Here is a 17,319-nt window from a genome sequence, read left to right as displayed (position 1 = left end):
ATCAGACATGCAAACTTTACGCATATTGTATTCAATAACCTTTAAACAATTACGACATAAGATCTTTTAAGATAGAGTAATTTCTATCATCGGTACTGATGGAAGATAAAATGAACAACGATAACCTGATCATTGTCGCTGAAGACGACGATGAAATTGCCGACATACTGATAAGCTATTTGCAACGCGCGGGTATGAAAACCTTCCGGGCCAGGGATGGTGAGCAGGCAATTAATTTTACTCGCCTGCACAAACCAGACCTCATCTTACTTGATATCCATCTGCCTGTTTATGACGGATGGAATGTTCTTACAACCTTGCGCAAAGAGAGTAACGTACCGGTTATCATGGTGACGGCACTTGATCAGGATATCGATAAACTGATGGGGCTGCGGCTCGGGGCTGACGATTATGTGATAAAACCGTTTAACCCTTCGGAGGTTATTGCACGGGTTGAAGCTGTACTACGCAGAACCAAAGTAAACACAGAGGTTGCAAATACAAGGCCGATAAGAACGCCTTGCCTGACCATTTATCCTGATGATTTTTATGTTGAGATAACCGTCACGGATGAGGTCGTCACGCCGGTGTTGACGACGACGGAATTTAAACTTCTCACCTATCTGGCGCGCAATCCACGCAAGGTATGCTCACGCGAAGAGTTACTTGATGCCTGCCTGCCAGAAGGTGATTCACTGGACAGAACCGTGGACAGCCACATGAGTAAGCTGCGCAAAAAGCTTGAGAATGCGGGGCTCAAAGGGATCCCGGAGAGTATCAGAGGGCTGGGTTACCGCCTGGGTGAGAATAAATGAAAAAAGACCCTATTCTTAGTCGTCAAATATTGACCTATATGGTGTCGCTCACCTTCATCATTATTGCTATCGCCATCCTGGGCTCTTATTTATTTTATAGTTTCTTAATTTACTATCTGCCGGGGGGTGCCCTGACAGGAAATGAAGATGAGATGACCCTCGTGGACTGGCTGTGGATCATGATTGCTTCGCTGACCAGTCTGGTCGTGTCTCTCTTCTTTACGGTGAAACTCTCTTCAAGAATTTTGACGCCGCTAAATGCGGTAGCGTATAGCCTGAAACAGATTTCACAGGGCAATCTTGACGCAAGGGCAACCTGTACAAGCTCTCAGTTGGGAGAGATGAATAATCTGGTTAATGATTTCAACGAAATGGCAGAAAAACTGCAGACACTGGATATTCAGCGCAACTTATGGAATTCGGCCATCGCTCATGAACTTAGAACCCCGGTGACTATTCTGCGAGGACGGCTGCAAGGACTGGTTGACGGTGTGTTCGAGCCCGCGCCCGTACTGTTCCAAAACCTGCTTAAGCAAACCGAAGGCCTGGCGCATTTAATCGAAGATCTGCGGGTTGTTAGTTCTTACGGCGGAGCCGGATATACGCTAACCCTCAGTGAGACCGATCTTGAGGTAACGATTACCAGTGTGCTGGATAACTTTTCGCCGGAATTTCAGCGCGAAGACTTTACTATCGCAACCGAACTTGAGCACCAGCGCTGTTTCTGTGACCCTATGCGCATTATGCAATGCCTGACCGTGCTTTTTGATAATGCCTTAAAATACTCATCGTCACGATCGCTACGGGTAAAAAATGGCATTGTCGGGAAAGAGAACGTCATCCTCGTTGAAGACAGCGGCCCTGGCATTCCTGAGGAACTCCACAGTCTCTTATTTCAGCCTTTTCAACGTGGAGAATATGCAAGAAAGAGTCACCCTGAGGGGTGTGGCTTAGGATTATCGGTGGTCAGAGCGATCATGCTCGCCCACGGCGGGAATGCAACTTACACCCTGACACCAGAAAATCACTCAATTTTTACACTGTCGTGGCCGGTGAGCCAGGACCAAAAATAACAATGCAGGCTCAATTGAGCCTGTTTTTACACAGCGTCAGATCCCACATCTCCCCTAATTTTACGTTCCAGCTTGCAGGGGTGATCTTTAGCTTCCCGCGCCTGGGGCTTAATGTTATTTCACTAAAATAGATTTCATCCCCTTGCAACATCAAATCGACACGACCATAGTCAATCTCTCCTGCCAGTTCCTGAGCCGCAATAATAGCGTTATAGAATAATGTTGGCTCCTCAACGGCATCAGGTGTGTTTGGGTATTCCATCTGGAAAGGTTGAAGCTTCCATGATCTGTCATAAACATTAATGTACTCATTGCCGTTTTCATCGGTAAAATCGGCTTCAACAAAACAAGCCACACCATGAAAGCAGTGTATTCTTAACATTTCTGGCGTCTGTTTTTTCACTGTCCCAGAAAAAATATCGATATACTCTTCGCAGAGAATAACCGGTGTTATAGATTTGTACTGCCATTCTCTGGTGGTGTAATACATGTTTTTATTGAGGGCTAGTTTTAATTTATTTAATGCTTTCGCAGGCTCAAATCTGCCTTTATCGGTACAAATTACCGCACTGCCACTGTCATGATTGCATTTTAACACAAAGCGTTCGGGTAACTGGCTAAAGTCAATATCTTCCACACGGTGATAGACGCCAATCAAGGGGATGGTTTTAACCCGTTTGGTTCTGGCATGGACATATTCTCTAACGGCGAGTTTATCCGCCAGTAATGTATAAAGAGGGTTGCGATCAAATACCAGACGATGACAAATTTTCTCACTCAATGTCACTGGCTTCATCAGGTTTGACGGGCGTTCGGAAAGTTTGTTGAGCGCGGCTGTATGAAAGTAAAGATCCGTAGTAACAAACACCCTGCTTTTTCGGATTAAATATTCAGCGTATTTGAGAATGTAATTAAGTTTATTCATGGTTCCTCCTGGGCACAGTCGATATTGTGTCGGAGGATGATTGATTTATATTGTTCAGTTAATGGAGAGAGTATGGAGCACGCGGCGATAAATCATACGTGTCTATTTAAATGCCAAAACCTGCGGGTTTTCTGAGGTCAAACGCAATGCTTTACAACAGCGACCACCGCTGCGCAGTGGTCGCCATGACATTATAAAGATTTACCCTCTTGCGCCTTATTTTCGGCCGCTTCAACGTCACGATACCAGCGCGGGTGATGCTTCTTCGCCCAGCGGCGGCTGACTTTGCCTTCAATCATGCCTTTAATCGAGCCTTTCACCCAGAACGCCATATACATATGGATCAGAATGGCGTGAATCAGCACAATCGCGGCCGTCGCGTGGATTAATAAACTCCAGCGCACAAAGGTGATGGAGAAATAATGGGCAAAATAGGGTCGCCAGATAATAACGCCGGTGATCAGCAGCACAAAAATCAGGCTCATGATGCTCCAGAACATCATCTTCTGCCCGGCGTTATATTTCCCGACATCCGCCACTTTATGCTCGTTACCTTTCAATACCTCAATAATCCCTTTAAGCCACGGGATATCCTGCTTATCAGGAATGTTGTGATGCACAAAACGGACAAACATAAACATCAGCAGAACGAAAATCAGTACGCCGAAGAAGGGATGCAAAATGCGCCCTACCTGCGGCGTCCCGAAGGTTTCGGTTAACCATTGCAGGGTGGGGAAAAAGAGCGCGATGCCGGAAAGTGACACCAGAAAGAAACTGATCACCACCGTCCAGTGACAGGCGCGGTCAATAAACTTTGTGCGCAGGATCATTTTGCTTTTACTCATGGCCGTTTTCCTCTTCGTCGTCATCCGTCTCTTTGTTCGGCCCTATTCCCACATAGTGGTAAATCAGCCCGGCAAAGGTGGCGATAAACCCGGCAGCGGAGAGCGGTTTGAGAACGCCTTTCCATAAATTGACCGGCGTGGAAATCTGCGGGTCGTTTGGCAGGTTGTGATACAGCGCAGGCTGGTCCGCATGATGCAGAACATACATCACGTGCGTGCCACCCACGCCTTGCGGGTTATAGACGCCCGCGTGGTCGTATCCGCGCTTTTTAAGCTGCTCCACGCGGGTTTCGGCCACGTTCAGCATCTCTTGTTTGGTGCCAAACTGAATCGCCCCGGTCGGGCACGTTTTCACGCACGCCGGTTCCTGGCCGACGCTGACCCTGTCAACGCAAAGTGTGCATTTATAGACACGGTTATCGTCCGGGTTCAGCCGTGGGATGTTAAACGGACAGCCAGCAATGCAGTAGCCGCAGCCAATACAGTGCTCGGACTGAAAATCCACAATCCCGTTGGCGTACTGAACGATCGCCCCGGCAGACGGGCAGGCCTTAAGACAGCCAGGATCTGCGCAGTGCATACAGCCATCTTTGCGAATAAGCCATTCCAGTTTGTCGTTCTGCGTGGTTTCGCTAAAACGCATTACCGTCCAGGACTTCGCGCTCAGGTCGGTTGGGTTGTCATACACGCCGTTGCAGTAGCCCACCTCGTCGCGAATATCGTTCCATTCAGAACAGGCGACCTGGCAGCCTTTACAACCAATACAGACGCTGACATCGATAAGTTTTGCCACTTCCGCGCGGAAGTCCCGCGCCTGAGGCGGCGGCGTCAGCCCATTGGTTGCGGAGCGCTTGATAACATCTTGTGATTGCATAGCCATAGGTTCCCTCCTTTACACGCGCTCGATGTTAACCAAAAACGCCTTGTACTCCGGCGTTTGCGAGTTGGCATCACCGACCGATGGCGTCAGCGTGTTGGCAAGGAAGCCTTTGCGCGTTGCCCCTTCAAAACCCCAGTGACAGGGTATGCCGATCGTATCCACTGGCTTACCGTCTATGGTCAGCGTCTGCAGACGTTTCGTCACCACCGCTTTCGCTTTGATAAAGCCGCGTTTCGAACTCACTTTCACCGTATCGCCTGCCGCAATGCCTTTTTTCTGTGCCAGCGCTTCACCAATTTCGATGAACTGATCGGGCTGAGCGATGGCGTTGAGACGCGCGTGTTTGGTCCAGTGGCGGAACAGTTCGGTAATGGAATAGGTGGTCGCGACATACGGGAAGGCGTCCGCTTTGCCCATATTGGCGATATCATCATGGAAAATACGCGCCACCGGGCTGGAAACCACCGCCGGATGCAGCGGGTTAGTGCCAATCGGCGACTCAATCGGTTCGTAATGTTCCGGGAACGGCCCGTCGTTCATTTTGTCCAGGGAGAACAGGCGCGCCACCCCTTCCGGGTTCATGATAAACGGCCCGACATGACTGCCCGGTGCGGCCTGGCTGTAATCCGCCACGTCCATCCCGCTCCACTTTTTGCCATCCCAGTGCAGCAATGCACGTTTGGCGTCCCACGGTTTCCCTGCCGGGTCGGCAGAGGCGCGGTTATAGAGGATACGGCGGTTTGCCGGCCACGACCACGCCCAGCCCGGCGTACAGCCAAGGCCATACGGATCGCTATTATCGCGGTTGGCCATCTGGTTGCCCTGCTCTGTCCAGCACCCGCAATACACCCAACAAAAGCTGCTAGTGGTGCCGTCATCACGAAGCTGGGCAAAACTGCTGAGCTGCTGGCCTTTTTTGACAATCAGTTGCCCCTTGTCGTCATAAAGATCGGCCAGCGCCATTCCGTTCGCTTCACGGGCAATCTCTTCCGGATGCGGATCGTACGGGTCTTTATAGTTCCAGTTGATGTTCATCAGCGGTGCCGGGTTTGCGCCCCCTTCCTGCTGATAAAGCTCACGCAGGCGCATAAACAAACGCCCGAGGATCTTGCCATCGTGCAACGCTTCGCCTGGTGGCTCCGCCGCCGCCCAGTGCCACTGTAGCCAGCGCCCGGAGTTGGCAATCGAACCGTTTTCTTCGGCAAAACAGGATGACGGCAGACGGAAGATTTCCGTTTGGATATCCGCAGGATTGACGTCATTCATCTCCCCGTGGTGCTGCCAGAAATTCGACGATTCCGTTACCAGCGGGTCAATCACTACCATGTATTTCAGCTTTGAGAGCGCGCGGGAGGATTTGTTTTTATCCGGAAACGCCGCCAGCGGGTTAAAGCCCTGCACGATGTAACCGTTAATCTTCCCTTCCAGCATCAGCTCGGCCTGGGTCATCACGTCATAGAGGCGATCCCACTTCGGCAGCCAGTCATAACCCCAGTTGTTCTCCGCCGTCGCATGCTCGCCCCAGAAACTTTTCATCATGCTGATAAAGAATTTCGGTGTGTTTTGCCAGTAGTTCACTTCGTTCACCCCCAGCGCAGGCGGGGTGATTTGCGAAATATAGGTCTGATAATCCGGCTGTTTTTCCGACGGCAACGGCATGTAGCCGGGAAGATTGGTCGACAGCAGGCCAAGGTCGGTATAACCCTGAATGTTGGAGTGACCGCGTAGCGCGTTGACGCCGCCGCCCGCCATACCGATATTCCCGAGCAGCAGTTGTAGCATGGCCGCGGCGCGGATGATTTGCGCCCCGGCGCTGTGGTGTGTCCAGCCCAGTGCATAGAGGATGGTCGCGGTGCGATCCGGCACGCTGGTGCTGGCAAGGATCTCGCAAATGCGGTTGAAATCGGACAGTGAGGTGCCGCACAGGCGGTTGACCATTTCCGGCGTGTAGTGTTCGACGTGTTTTTTCAGCAGGTTCCAGACGCAGCGCGGATGGCTTAACGTCTCGTCACGCAGCGCGTTGCCCTTTTCATCCAACTGATAGAACCAGCTCGATTTATCGTACTGGCGTTTTTTCGCGTCATAGCCGCTGAACACGCCATCTTCAAACTGATAGTCGTCGCGGATAAGCAGGCTGGCGTTGGTGTAATGGCGCACGTAGTCGTGTTGAATACGATCGTTTTCCAGCAGATAACGGATGACGCCCAACAGGAACGCGGTGTCCGATCCCGCACGGATGGGCGCATAGAGATCGGCCACGGCGGCACTGCGGTTAAAGCGCGGATCGACCACCACCACGGTGGCGTCATTTTTCGTTTGTGCTTCAACGACCCACTTAAAGCCCACCGGGTGAGCCTCAGCGGCGTTGCCGCCCATGATCAGCACCACGTTGGCATTTTTAATATCCACCCAGTTGTTGGTCATCGCACCGCGACCAAAGGTGGGTGCCAGCGCAGAGACGGTCGGCCCGTGGCACAGACGCGCCTGGCAATCGATAGCGACCATCCCGAGGCTGCGGGTAAATTTGCCGTCGAGAATGCCGGTCTCATTACTGGCCGCCGAGGAGCAGAGCATGCCGGTGGTGGTCCAGCGGTTGACGGTCTGCCCCTGCGCATTTTTTTCGATAAAGTTCGCGTCACGGTCATCTTTCATTAACCGCGCAATGCGGTTAATGGCGTCATCCCAACTGATACGCACCCATTTATCCGAGCCTGGCGCACGGTATTCAGGGTATTTCAGGCGCGTTTCGCTGTGAATATAGTCAAGCACGCCAGCCCCTTTCGGACACAATGAGCCCCGGCTTACCGGGTGATCCGGGTCGCCTTCAATATGGTAAATGCTTTCTTTAACGTTTTTGGCCGTATCGCCAAGGCTGTACATCAGCATGCCGCAACCGACTGAGCAGTAGGTACAGTTATTACGCGTCTCTTTTGCTTTTAAGAGTTTGTATTGACGTGTTTCCGCATGAACGGAAAAAGATGATAAAAATCCGAGAGATGCAACAGTGGTTCCTGCCATACCGCCCGCGCAGATTCGAAAGAACTGCCTCCGGCTGAGCTCCATGTATCCTCCAGCTTAAACTTAAGACATGAAAAGGGACGGAGATTATAGGGTCAATCGAAGCGGGAAACCATTACTCTTATGTGGTTATTGATACAGGTCAATTTTTTGATTGTATTGAAGAAAAGGGAAACTGATCGCAACGGGTTATTTGCGTGGTTAAACGCCTGTTTCGCCTTATCGCTTTTTAAAAAGATCGATGCAGGAAGCGACTGTCCCCGGCAAAGAAACGCGTCGCCGGGTGGCATCAGCGACCTGCGTTGCGCAGCACGGCAAGCAGCGTCTGCGTTGGCCGGGAAGCGGCTCAGTAACTTTTTGCAGATAAGTGTTGACGAGGTAGAACGATCGTTCTACCTTTATCACATGAACAAGACGCCAGGCACTACCCGAGAAAAAATCCTGACTACCGCTGAACAGTTGATCTATCAGAACGGTATCCACGCCACTGGCATGGACCTTCTGGTTAAGACCTCAGGCGTAGCAAGGAAAAGTATTTATCGCTATTTCGCGACCAAGGATGACGTGGCAGCCGCCGCGTTGAATGCGCGTGATGAACGCTGGATGCAGTGGTTCAGAACAGAATCTGATAAAGGCGATACGCCTCAGGCTCGCATTCTGAATATGTTCAGCGTGCTCAAGAGCTGGTTTGAGTCAGACGGTTTTCGCGGTTGCGCATTTATCAACACGGCCGGAGAAGTGGGTGATCCTGACGATCCCGTCCGCCAGATAGCAAAACGGCATAAACAAAAATTGCTCGATTACACGCTCGAACTCACTACGCAACTAAACATTCAACAACCGGCCGCGCTGGCCAGACAACTGCTGATTCTGATGGAAGGCGCCATCACCCTCGCCTATGTGATGGGGGATAACAGCGCCGCCGACAATGCAAGGGATGTTGCGAAACTTTTGCTGGAGCAGGCCCCTGCATAAGGCCTGAGTAACAAAAACGCTTTCTTTTGAAATATCCACATTTGCAGGAGACGTAAGCATGCCCGATATTCAACCTCGCCCGCCCCTTCCTCCTTTCACGCGCGAATCGGCGATTGAAAAAGTGCGCCTCGCAGAAGATGGCTGGAACAGCCGCGATGCCGAAAAAGTAGCGCTGGCCTACTCGCTGGATACGCAATGGCGTAACCGCGCTGAATTTGCCAATAATCGTAAAGAGGCCAAAGAATTTCTCAGCCGCAAATGGAAAAAAGAGCTGGAGTATCGCCTGATTAAGGAGTTATGGGCGTTTACTGACAACCGTATCGCCGTGCGGTACGCCTATGAATGGCATGATGATTCGGGTAACTGGTTCCGCTCTTACGGCAACGAAAACTGGGAATTTGAAGCCGATGGCCTGATGCGCCGCCGTTTCGCCTGTATCAACGATATGCCGATTAAAGAGAGTGAGCGCAAATTCCACTGGCCGTTGGGACGTCGCCCGGACGATCACCCAGGTCTTTCGGAACTGGGTCTGTAAAGTTATCGCTTATCTTATGTGAAGACCCCGGTCAGGGTTTTAACCGGGGCTTTTCTCAATTCAACATGAACGGTAAATGTTCATAAACGTCATGAGACCCGTCCAGTGAAGTGAATTATCTTATCGCGTTATGGGTAGCCCCATGATTGACGTTTGCCCGGCAACGTTGCCGACCCGCCAACTGTTTTCAACGGTTCACTGACACTGTTTCTCTTTCAAGAGAATTAACGCGCGCTAAAACAGAGCTTGCCCGGCAAGATGACCGATTCCCATCGACAAAACCATGGCCATAGTGCTCCAGAAGGTAATCCTGATGATGGCCCTGACCGGATTGGCTTTGCTCACCGCCGAGGATATATAACCCAGGACAGCAAGTGATAACAGGGTCGAAAGAATAATAAAGAACGAAACCAGCGCTGCGGGAGCGAGCCAGGCAACGATGAGGGGCAACGCCGCACCGGCAGAAAAGCTCCCAGCCGAAAAGAGGGCCGCCTGCAAAGGCCGCGCAGAGTTCGTAGCTGTCAGCCCAAGTTCTTCCCTGGCATGGGCATCAAGCGCATCTTTCTTCATAAGCTGCTCTGCAACCTGCCTGGCAATGGCGGGCTCCAGCCCCCGTTGCATATACAGGGAAGTCAGCTCCAGTACCTCTCCCTGATAATCTGTTTCCAGTTCCTTTTTTTCCTGGGCGAGCGCCGCGTTTTCTGTATCAGACTGAGAGGAGACGGAAACATACTCCCCGGTTGCCATCGACATCGCCCCAGCCACCAGCCCGGCAACACCCGCCAGTAAAATGGCTGAAGGCTCAGGCTTTGCAGACGCCACCCCAAGCACAAGACTGGCAGTGGAAACAATGCCGTCATTCGCCCCCAGTACAGCAGCCCTCAACCATCCCACGCTTTCAATGCTGTGTCGTTCAAGATGCATGTTTCTGTTTTCCAGTAAATGTGCAGGTTAATAACACCAGTATTGCTCATATATAAAAATGCGCATTCCACGATTGTGGCTATTCAATCTTAAGATTGTATTAACGCTGAATAATAGCTATCCGTTAATCCGCAGGTTATATAATTCAGGATGTTGTTGGTGAAATGATAATAGATATCATAGTCGTTCAGTGATTATACAAAAAAGGTTATTTTTAATTGTTCTTTTAATTAGAAAGATGCTGGCTGGTTTATTTTCAGGATCGCAAGTTTTATTGGCACACTCGAAGAGGTTGCCGCCATGGTGACTTATCTTGCCGATCCGTAAGGGATATCACCGGCGGCGTTTTTACTATCGCGGGCGGGCTGAACCTTTAATTTTTGCTTTTACACCGTAAAAGTCCGGCTTGCGAATGGTCTTAATCGGCTCGAATACAAGCCGATTAAGCCAGGGTTACACTGTTGGAACGGTACCACCATCTATCACATATTCCGTGCCGGTGATGGCGGCGGCATACGATGACGCCAGAAAAGCAATAAGATTCGCCACTTCAAGGGGTTTTGATGGGCGCCCCAGCGGGATCCCACCGAGTGCCTTCATGATTATCTGCTTTCCGCCTTCGTAATCGGTTCCCGCCTGCTGCGCCAGTCGCTCCGCCATTGCTACCGAGGCTTCTGTTTCAATCCAGCCGGGGGCAACGCGAACCACGCGAATGCCTTTTGGCGACACCTCTTTCGACAGGCTTTTGCTGTACGCCGAGAGCGCCGCTTTGGCCGCCGCGTAGCCGGTTGTCGATTCCGGTAACGGCAGCTCACGCTGGATAGAGGTGACGTGGATGATTACCCCACTCCCCTGCGCCAGCATCCCTGGTAGCAGTGCCCGATCCAGGCGTACCGCGGGCAGTAAATTAAGGTTGAGTTCCTGCTGCCACTCCTCTTCGCCCAGCGCCGCAAACCCGCCGCCGGGTGACGTAGAGCCCCCCGCCACATGAATGATGACGTCTACACCCCCCAGGTGTACTTGCACAGCTTGCGCCACGCAGGCACAGCCTTCTATCGTGGTGAGATCTGCCGCCACGAAGGCATCGGCAACCGATTCCGTCGGTACATGACGCGCGGTGGTTAACACTGTGGCACCCAACTGTTTTAATAGCCCGACGACCGCTTTGCCAACGCCTTTGGTGCCTGCGGTCACCAGCACGCGTTTGCCCTGGAAATCAAGATCTAAGGCCATCATACAATCTCCAGTGTATTGATTTTGTCACCCACCAGCCCGAAGGCATGCCTGAGCGTTACCGGGCTGCCGGGAAAATTGCCGACAACCTTCGAAGTGACGATGACCCGCTCGCCTTCGCTATGCATTTCAAGCGGCTCAACGCTGTAGTCAAACGCGGCCTGCGCGGCACGTTGCCATGCCGCGATCGCCGTGTGCCCCTGATGGGTTTTACCTTCATCTTTTACAATAGCGTCGGTGGTAAAACAGTGCTGAACGCTGGCGATATCGCCGCCATTACTTATCGCAAAATAGGTCGCAATAGCATGCGGTAATAGTAAAGACATGGCTCCTGACTCCCGTTATTTACAGTGCGGGTATATTCAACATAGACTGTGAAATTAACAAGTACGCACGAAAAAGTGAGCTACTGAATTATGAGTAAGTTATATACGCCGGAAACTGCCGCAAGCGGCGTGGAACAGGTTCTGCGCCTTCTCGAAGGCCGCTGGAAATTAATTATTCTTTTTCATTTGTTCGATGGAAAAGTACAGCGCTATTCAGATTTTGAAAAACTGATCCCCGCTATTTCGCAGAAGATGCTCGCCCAGCAGTTGCGACAACTGGAGTCCGATGGCCTCGTCTCGCGCACGGTGTATCCGCAAGTGCCGCCAAAGGTAGAATATCGACTCACCGAGTGGGGCCAGGCGCTTTGCCCGGCACTCGATGCAATGCTCAAATGGGCTGAAAAACGCGAGGACTGCTGAGCGGTGAAGCCTTTGATAACGCGATAAAGCGGTATGCCAGCACCCTTGCGTTGTTTCTTTTTTGACTGTTCCTGTGAATTAATTCTCCGGGAGAACAAGCGAATTGAGAACGTGATCCTGCCACTTACCGTTTATTTTGAGATAAGAACTGGCATATCCCTCTTTAATAAACCCAAGTCGTTTAAGGGTATTTGCGCTGCGTAGATTATCAGGAAGGTGATTCGCCATAATACGATGCAAACCATAATGTTTATGGATATGGTGAATCGCCTCGCTGAGCACTTCCTGCATCAGGCCTTTACCCTGATAAGCGAGATCAATTGAAAACCCAAGGTAACACGCCTGAAAAACGCCATAGACAAAATTAGTAAAGTTGACGTTGCCAATTATTTTCTTCTCGCCTTGCATCGTAAAGACAATTGACAGATTTTTCTTTTCTTCGAATTCATTACAAGAGGCTTTTATCCTGGCGATAATGTTTTCTATGGAAAAGTACGCTTCATCGCGTAAAGGTTCAAAGTGCGAAAAATAGTCTCTGTTGTCCACGATATAACGCTGAAAGCTTTCAGCTAAATCTTCTGTTAATAACCAGGCATCAGTTCGTTGTGTTGAGAATAATTTCACTTTCCGTCTTCCGGGAAATTAATGGGGGAAGTGAGTGTATTGCTTAATTTCCTCTATTTCAAACATTTCAAATATTCACACCATGAATATAAAGTCCTCCCCCGCGTATTCTTATTTTATTATTCTTAGCGACCACGTTACGTGAGCCCCTGTCCGGGCTCTTACATAATGCCGATATCCATGGCCGTACGCTGGGTTTCGTAAGAGGCGCAAAAGCCACAGAGCACCGCGGTCCTTCTGTCAAAAACGGCTGCTATAAACGCGGACACAACAAAAAATTTGTACCATAGGGGCCTGCCGACAACGGGGTGAAAAGGCATAAGAAGCTGCTAAAATTTACAACGAGGATATATCTTCATAATGTGGAGACAATACCTTCCATTGATCACTTGAATATGTGTTAAAAGTAAATGATTCTCAGTATTGCTTAGCAGCGAAACAATTAAGGCTTACTTAATGGATAATCAGGAACAGATTTATGCAGAGATTAAAAAGGCTCTGCGTGACGCACCACCTCGCGCTAAATCGGCTGAAATGCACCTGCAACTTATTAAATATGCTGATGAGTTGAAGCATGTCCCTAGCGACGTGGTGTGTGACCGAATTGGCGTCAATCAATCATTCAGAACAGTGGTCAGTAAAATGATTAAAATTGTCAATCGCCTGAAAGCAGCCGGGCTGGATGTTTCGAAAATTTGAGGGACTTTAGCCGTGGCGTCTCTGATGGCGTGAAAACAAAACCCAATCAGCTTGCTTTTAATTGTAATAAAAGCGTCTCTTTTCGCCGTTAGCACTGACCCCGTGTGCACTTCCGGAAGATGCACGCGCGCGCTTCTCACCACTGAATACCGGCTTTTCACACTTAAACTACAACCCGGTGTAAATGGGTTCCACTCCCCACGCCTCGCCATACGCTGGCACTCATCTTGCATTACTTTTTTACCCGTACGGAAACAATGAAGGCAGAAAAGATGATTGACTACCATGTCGCGATTCGCGGTGCGCTGTTTGATATTGCCCAGGTCTGCGAAAACGCAGACGATATCGCCCTTAATGCGCGTTTTATTGAGGACGGGCTGCTGTTTATTCGCGACGGAAAGATCCAGGCGCGAATGACCTGGCAGGAGGGAGAACAACATCTGGATGCGCAAAAAGGCTACACCGACAGGCGCGGTAAGCTGCTGATGCCTGGCTTTATCGATGCCCATGTGCATTACCCGCAAACGGAGATGATTGGCGCGTTTGGCGAACAACTGCTGGAGTGGCTGACCACCTACACTTTCCCGGTAGAGAGCCAGTTTGCCGATGAGGCTTACGCGGCAGAGATTGCCCGTTTCTTTATTGGTCAGTTGCTAAGCCACGGTACCACCACGGCAATGGTGTTCTGCACGCTGCATCCGGAGTCGGTCAATGCCCTGTTTAGCGAAGCGTTGCGCCTCAACATGCGCCTGATCGCCGGTAAAGTGATGATGGATCGCCATGCACCCGATTACCTGAGTGAAACCGCCGAAGAGAGTTACCGGCAAACACGTGAGTTGATCCAGCGCTGGCAACACCAGGGGCGACTGGGCTACGCCCTTACGCCACGCTTTGCGCCGACCTCGACACCCGAGCTGCTTGATGCGGTGCGCCGTTTGCGCGAGGAATTTCCGCAGACCTGGCTACAGACGCATTTAAGTGAAAACCCTAATGAAGTGGCGTGGGTGAACGATCTCTGGCCAGAGCATGCACGCTATCTCGATGTTTACCATCATTATGGGCTGACCGGCGAGGGCAGCGTATTTGCGCATGGCATCCATTTGCATGATGAGGAGTGGCAGTGTCTGCATGATACCGGCTCCGCGGTGGCGTTCTGCCCGACCTCGAATCTGTTTCTCGGCAGCGGGTTGTTCCGCCTGCCCGCCAGTTGGCAGTACAAGGTACGTATGGGCATTGGCACGGATGTAGGCGCAGGCACCACGTTCAGTATGCTACGTACGCTGGGTGAGGCCTATAAAGTGGGCCAGTTGCAAAGCTATCGTCTGCGCGCCAGCGAAGCGTTTTACCACGCCACCCTTGGCGGCGCTCATGCCTTGCGTCTGGACGATAGAATTGGCAATTTCGCCGTCGGGAAAGAGGCCGATTTTGTGGTTATCGACCCGGCAGTCACGCCGTTGCAGCGCCTGCGTAACGAGCGCAGCAAGGATATTTATGAGCAATTGTTTGTGCTGATGACCCTCGGCGATGAGCGCAATATCAGCGAGACGTGGATTAATGGCCAGTGTGCATGGGGAAATGAGGCCGCGCAGTGATACATTTCCCGGGTAGCGGCGCAAGCGCCTTACCGGGGCTACCCTACCGAACGTAGCCCCGGTAAGCGGTAGCGCCACCGGGGGGAGTCAGCCGCAGGTGAAAACGCAGCCAAAATCAGCTCCCGCGATAGGTTGACCAGCCGCCGGGAGCAATTAAAAACGGCAGATGGAAATGTTCCTCTGCCCCTTGCGCAACCACAAAATCAATTTGCGCGCAGGGAAACAGTGTCGCCACATCCTGCTTCGCAAACCACTCCCCCGTCTGCGCCACCAGCCGGTAACGCCCCGGCGTCAGCGGCACGGAAAACGCACCAATTCGCCCATTCGCGTCGGTGATGCCCTGTGCCAGCACGTGCTCATCACGCGCCAGAAACACCGTCACACTGGGTGCCGGTTTGCCGGTAGAAATATCAAGAATATGTGTACTGAGGCTGCTCATTCGCCAATCGCTCCTGCCAGTCGTAATAAGGTAATTTCCCGTAACTGCTCCAGCGCCACCGCCGTCTCTTCGGCATCACTGTGGGTCAGCCGTTGCCTGAGCGCTTCTAAGATCTCTTCTGCGCTGCGCCCTTTGGCGCGAATCAAAAAGACCCGGCCAAAACGCGCTTCATAATCTGCATTTCCCAACCGTAACGCCTCGGCCAGTTGCCTATCATCTGCGTTCACCGCCGACTGCTCCTGGCGCGATAACACGGCATGCGCCTGCTGCCCGCCAGGTTTTTCGCCAATACGCGGATGCGCGCTCAGCGCCTGTTCAAGCTCGGCGCCTCCCCAGGATTGCGTCAGCGCCTTCGCGGTATGGTGCAACGCGGCAAGACTGGCAAACGGACGCGCGGCAACCAGCGCCGCCGCCCAGCCAGGGAGCGCAACGCAAGGCTGTAACAGCGCCATCGCGGCATCAGCTTCCAGTTGATTAAAGTGATTCAGCGCGATCATCGTGACTCCTTGTCTTCGCAGCGGTAGCGGGTTTTTCTTCCGGAATAATCAGATTCAGCACAATCGCCACCAGACCACCGCAGGTTGCCGCCGAGCCAAACAGATTACCGATAATCGCCGGGAAATGGGCGAGAAAAGCGGGTACGGCTTCGACGCCCATACCGAAACCAAACGCCAGCCCGACAATCAGCATGTCGCGGCGGGTTAACGGGTTCTGGGTAATGATGCGGATCCCGGCCGCCACCACGCAACCAAACATCACCATGGTCGCGCCGCCCAGTACCGGCAGTGGGATCTGGCGCAGAATTTCACCAAACGGCGGAAACAGCCCAAGCAGAATCAGTACCACGCCGATATAGCGCCCGACAAAGCGGCTGGCGACGCCGGTCATCTGGATGACGCCATTGTTTTGCGCAAAGGTCGTATTCGGAAAAGCGCAGAGCATCGCCGCGATCATACAACTGATGCCATCGGCGAGGATGCCGCCTTTCAGCCGTGAGCGAAAGGCGCTGTCATCAATTGGCTGGTGAGAGATAAGACAGTTGGCGGTGAGATCGCCTACGGCCTCAAGAATACACACCAGTGACACCAGCGCCACGGGCAGGAAAATGGCGCCATTGAACTGAAAACCAAACGGGAACAGCGCAGGCAAACGAAACCAGGTATCGCCCAGGCCATTGAAATGAAACTTACCGGCAAGCGCCGCCGCAATACAGCCTACAGCAATGCCGACCACCACAGACGAGAGGCGCAACCAGCGGTTCTTCGCACAGCTCAGTAATACAATCACCGCCAGCGTGCCTGCGCCAAGGGCGATATTGCTCATGCTGCCAAAATCTTTCGCCTGCACACCGCCGCACCAGTTATTCACGCTGACTTTAATCAGGCTGATACCTATCAGGGCAATCACGCTACCGGTAATGATAGGTGTAAAGATGCGTTTGAGCGGCTCAATAAAACGGCTGACGATAATTGGCACCAGCGCGGCAACGACATTCACACCAAACAGCATCGCCATCACATCCTGGGCGGTGCCACCCTGCCCTTTGACCCACATCCCACCAGCGATAGCCACGCCGAGAAACGCAAAGCTGGTGCCCTGCATGCAGATCATCCCGGCCCCAATGCCCCATACGCGGTTGGATTGTAAAAACGTGCCAATACCCGAGGCCAGCAACGACATGCTGATGAGATAAGGCATCCACTCGCCCAGCCCCAGCGTCGCGCCAATGATGAGCGGCGGCGTGATGATCCCGACTAACCCGGCCAGCACATGCTGTAACGCACTGAAGAAAGCGGGCAGCGGCGGGATCCGCTGTTCCAGCCCGTACAATAAACCGTTGTTTTTTTCATCAGACATGGTCTTGCATCCTGTTATTTATGAGCGTCAACGGCCTGATGCACAAAGCAGGCCAGAGTCAACGATCCCTGCCATCACTGTGAAACTTTAGATTCCTGACATTCAGTAAAGAAATTTTTGATTCACAAAAAGGCAACAC

The 17,319-nt window shown here is 51.9% G+C and carries 18 protein-coding genes; 7 read left to right on the top strand and 11 right to left on the bottom strand.

Annotated elements, in window-relative coordinates; all coding sequences use genetic code 11:
• The first annotated feature begins 110 nt into the window (after positions 1–110).
• Positions 111–815 (top strand): response regulator, encoded by a 705-nt coding sequence (locus C5523_RS11785; protein WP_041851482.1) that lies wholly within the window; start codon positions 111–113, stop codon positions 813–815.
• Positions 812–1,888: a HAMP domain-containing sensor histidine kinase gene (locus C5523_RS11780; protein WP_041851483.1), complete on the top strand. Its 1,077-nt coding sequence runs from the start codon at positions 812–814 to the stop codon at positions 1,886–1,888. Before C5523_RS11785 ends, C5523_RS11780 begins: the two co-directional genes overlap by 4 nt.
• A gap of 10 nt (positions 1,889–1,898) precedes the next feature.
• Here C5523_RS11780 and C5523_RS11775 read toward each other — a convergent pair whose 3' ends face one another.
• The 4 genes from C5523_RS11775 to fdnG all read right to left on the bottom strand — a co-directional run bounded on the left by C5523_RS11775 (position 1,899) and on the right by fdnG (position 7,601).
• Positions 1,899–2,813 (bottom strand): ATP-grasp fold amidoligase family protein, encoded by a 915-nt coding sequence (locus C5523_RS11775; RefSeq protein WP_108701150.1) that lies wholly within the window; start codon positions 2,811–2,813, stop codon positions 1,899–1,901.
• A 191-nt stretch (positions 2,814–3,004) separates the two neighbouring features.
• Positions 3,005–3,658: a formate dehydrogenase-N subunit gamma gene (gene fdnI / locus C5523_RS11770; RefSeq protein ID WP_041851485.1), complete on the bottom strand. Its 654-nt coding sequence runs from the start codon at positions 3,656–3,658 to the stop codon at positions 3,005–3,007.
• Complete coding sequence (gene fdxH / locus C5523_RS11765) at positions 3,651–4,538, bottom strand: formate dehydrogenase subunit beta (protein ID WP_108701149.1); 888 nt, start codon at positions 4,536–4,538, stop codon at positions 3,651–3,653. The genes fdnI and fdxH overlap by 8 nt, the downstream gene beginning before the upstream one ends.
• A 12-nt stretch (positions 4,539–4,550) precedes the next feature.
• On the bottom strand, positions 4,551–7,601 hold the full coding sequence (gene fdnG / locus C5523_RS11760) for a formate dehydrogenase-N subunit alpha (RefSeq protein ID WP_072039773.1): 3,051 nt from the start codon (positions 7,599–7,601) through the stop codon (positions 4,551–4,553).
• Between the two features lie 360 nt (positions 7,602–7,961).
• On the opposite strand from fdnG, the gene C5523_RS11755 reads away from it, so the two are divergent.
• Both C5523_RS11755 and C5523_RS11750 read left to right on the top strand, forming a co-directional pair.
• A complete protein-coding gene (locus tag C5523_RS11755; protein ID WP_108702312.1) occupies positions 7,962–8,531 on the top strand; it encodes a TetR/AcrR family transcriptional regulator in 570 nt (189 codons plus the stop codon).
• Positions 8,532–8,589: 58 nt separating this feature from the next.
• Positions 8,590–9,066: a nuclear transport factor 2 family protein gene (locus C5523_RS11750; RefSeq protein ID WP_108701148.1), complete on the top strand. Its 477-nt coding sequence runs from the start codon at positions 8,590–8,592 to the stop codon at positions 9,064–9,066.
• A gap of 234 nt (positions 9,067–9,300) precedes the next feature.
• Here C5523_RS11750 and C5523_RS11745 read toward each other — a convergent pair whose 3' ends face one another.
• The 3 genes from C5523_RS11745 to C5523_RS11735 form a co-directional block, all read right to left on the bottom strand.
• A complete protein-coding gene (locus C5523_RS11745) occupies positions 9,301–9,990 on the bottom strand; it encodes a VIT family protein (RefSeq protein WP_079498031.1) in 690 nt (229 codons plus the stop codon).
• A gap of 453 nt (positions 9,991–10,443) precedes the next feature.
• The gene (locus C5523_RS11740) at positions 10,444–11,223 is read right to left on the bottom strand and encodes an SDR family oxidoreductase (RefSeq protein WP_079498135.1); all 780 of its coding nucleotides are present in this window, start codon (positions 11,221–11,223) and stop codon (positions 10,444–10,446) included.
• Positions 11,223–11,549, bottom strand: a complete 327-nt coding sequence (locus tag C5523_RS11735) for a nuclear transport factor 2 family protein (RefSeq protein WP_108701147.1) — start codon at positions 11,547–11,549, stop codon at positions 11,223–11,225. Before C5523_RS11735 ends, C5523_RS11740 begins: the two co-directional genes overlap by 1 nt.
• Positions 11,550–11,639: 90 nt before the next feature.
• Here C5523_RS11735 and C5523_RS11730 point away from each other — a divergent pair, with 90 nt between their 5' ends.
• Positions 11,640–11,969, top strand: coding sequence for a helix-turn-helix domain-containing protein (locus C5523_RS11730; RefSeq protein ID WP_041851490.1), 330 nt, complete (start codon positions 11,640–11,642; stop codon positions 11,967–11,969).
• Between the two features lie 78 nt (positions 11,970–12,047).
• Here the strand turns inward: C5523_RS11730 and C5523_RS11725 are convergent, their stop codons facing one another.
• Positions 12,048–12,593 (bottom strand): GNAT family N-acetyltransferase, encoded by a 546-nt coding sequence (locus C5523_RS11725; protein ID WP_108701146.1) that lies wholly within the window; start codon positions 12,591–12,593, stop codon positions 12,048–12,050.
• 456 nt (positions 12,594–13,049) lie between these two features.
• Between C5523_RS11725 and C5523_RS11720 the strand changes: the two genes are divergently transcribed.
• Together C5523_RS11720 and guaD are read left to right on the top strand one after the other, a co-directional pair.
• Positions 13,050–13,292 (top strand): hypothetical protein, encoded by a 243-nt coding sequence (locus tag C5523_RS11720; protein WP_041851492.1) that lies wholly within the window; start codon positions 13,050–13,052, stop codon positions 13,290–13,292.
• A 272-nt stretch (positions 13,293–13,564) separates the two neighbouring features.
• Positions 13,565–14,884: a guanine deaminase gene (gene guaD / locus C5523_RS11715; RefSeq protein ID WP_108701145.1), complete on the top strand. Its 1,320-nt coding sequence runs from the start codon at positions 13,565–13,567 to the stop codon at positions 14,882–14,884.
• Positions 14,885–14,999: 115 nt separating this feature from the next.
• On the opposite strand, the gene uraH is transcribed toward guaD, so the two are convergent.
• From uraH to C5523_RS11700, 3 genes are read right to left on the bottom strand one after another with little or no spacing between them, the layout of a single operon-like run.
• Positions 15,000–15,323 (bottom strand): hydroxyisourate hydrolase, encoded by a 324-nt coding sequence (uraH, locus tag C5523_RS11710; protein ID WP_108701144.1) that lies wholly within the window; start codon positions 15,321–15,323, stop codon positions 15,000–15,002.
• Positions 15,320–15,820, bottom strand: coding sequence for a 2-oxo-4-hydroxy-4-carboxy-5-ureidoimidazoline decarboxylase (gene uraD / locus C5523_RS11705; protein ID WP_041851495.1), 501 nt, complete (start codon positions 15,818–15,820; stop codon positions 15,320–15,322). The genes uraH and uraD overlap by 4 nt, the downstream gene beginning before the upstream one ends.
• Entirely contained in the window at positions 15,798–17,180 is a 1,383-nt protein-coding gene (locus C5523_RS11700) for a nucleobase:cation symporter-2 family protein (RefSeq protein WP_071195303.1), read from the bottom strand. Before C5523_RS11700 ends, uraD begins: the two co-directional genes overlap by 23 nt.
• Positions 17,181–17,319 lie beyond the last annotated feature (139 nt).

Origin of the sequence: Phytobacter sp. SCO41 (assembly GCF_003073275.1) — a bacterium.
Classification (GTDB): domain Bacteria; phylum Pseudomonadota; class Gammaproteobacteria; order Enterobacterales; family Enterobacteriaceae; genus Phytobacter; species Phytobacter diazotrophicus.
Note: the sequence above shows the minus strand (reverse complement) of the source record. Positions and strands in the feature narration are given on the sequence as shown.